At 66.0% G+C, this 1,424-nt stretch carries 1 protein-coding gene and 1 pseudogene; one reads left to right on the plus strand and one right to left on the minus strand.

Annotated features, from left to right (window positions below):
* The first annotated feature begins 82 nt into the window (after window positions 1–82).
* Window positions 83–1,270, plus strand: a complete 1,188-nt coding sequence (locus EOA33_RS35650) for an O-succinylhomoserine sulfhydrylase (protein WP_126056589.1) — start codon at window positions 83–85, stop codon at window positions 1,268–1,270.
* A 22-nt stretch (window positions 1,271–1,292) separates the two neighbouring features.
* Here EOA33_RS35650 and EOA33_RS41165 read toward each other — a convergent pair.
* Window positions 1,293–1,424 (minus strand): annotated as a pseudogene (locus tag EOA33_RS41165) (ceramide glucosyltransferase); the annotation flags it as partial.

Here is a 1,424-nt window from a genome sequence, read left to right on the forward strand (position 1 = left end):
CTAAAGGACCGTCGGGCCGCAAGGCCGTATGGACCGGTTGCGACTTTTCGCGGCCGGTTTTTTTGTATCTGGAAGTAGAGCGATGACCAAGAAGCGTGACTGGAAGCCTCAGACGGCACTCGTGCATGGCGGAACGCTGCGTTCCGGCTTCGGCGAGACAGCCGAGGCGATGTACCTCACCCAAGGCTATGTCTATGAGACGGCGCAGGCGGCGGAGGCCCGCTTCAAGGGCGAGGAACCAGGCTTCATCTATTCGCGCTACGCCAACCCGACGGTCGACATGTTCGAAAAACGCATGTGCGCGCTGGAAGGTGCGGAGGACGCGCGCGCGACCTCCTCCGGCATGGCCGCGGTGACGGCGGCACTACTGTGCAGCGCCAGGGCCGGCGACCATATCGTGGCGGCGCGCGCGCTGTTCGGCTCCTGCCGCTGGGTGGTCGAGACGCTGGCGCCGAAATACGGCATCGAGGCGACGCTGGTCGACGGCACCGACATCGCCAACTGGGAAAAGGCGGTGAAGCCCAACACCAAGCTGTTCTTCCTGGAAAGCCCGACCAACCCGACGCTGGAAGTGGTCGATATCGCCGCCGTCGCGGCACTCGCCAATTCGATCGGCGCCAGACTGATCGTCGACAATGTCTTCGCCACGCCCCTGCAGCAGAAGCCCTTGCAGCTCGGTGCCCATATTGTGGTCTATTCGGCGACCAAGCACATCGACGGCCAGGGGCGCTGCCTCGGTGGCGTCATCCTGTCGGACAAGAAGTGGATCGACGAGAACCTGCACGACTATTTCCGCCATACCGGCCCCAGCCTGTCGCCGTTCAACGCCTGGACGCTGCTGAAGGGCCTGGAGACGCTGCCGCTGCGGGTGCGCCAGCAGACCGAAAGCGCCGGCAAGATCGCCGACTTCCTCGCCGAACGGCCGGAGATCGCCCGCGTCATCTATCCGGGCCGGGCCGACCACCCGCAGGCCGAGATCGTCAGGAAGCAGATGTCGGGCGGCTCGACGCTGATCTGCCTCGACGTCAAGGGCGGCAAGCAGGCGGCCTTCGCCTTCCAGAACGCCCTCGACATCGTGCTGATCTCCAATAATCTCGGCGACGCCAAGAGCCTGATCACCCACCCGGCGACGACCACGCACAAGAACCTCAGCGACGAAGCGCGCGCCGAGCTCGGCATCGGCCCGGGCACGCTCCGGCTCTCGGTCGGCCTGGAGGACACGGACGACCTGCTCGCCGATGTCGAGCAGGCACTGAAGGCGGCGAAATAGGGGACCTGGGCGAAGGCCCCGGTCAGGCACTCGAGGGCGTCTCTTCCAGTTCGGCCACCTTGGTGCCGATGGTCATGGCGTTGCCGCGCCAGTCGACGGCGCCGCCCAGCCAACCGCGCGCCCATATCGCCGGCAGCATCGCGTCGCGCGCGAT

The organism is Mesorhizobium sp. M4A.F.Ca.ET.050.02.1.1 (assembly GCF_003997725.1).
Classification (GTDB): Bacteria; Pseudomonadota; Alphaproteobacteria; order Rhizobiales; family Rhizobiaceae; genus Mesorhizobium.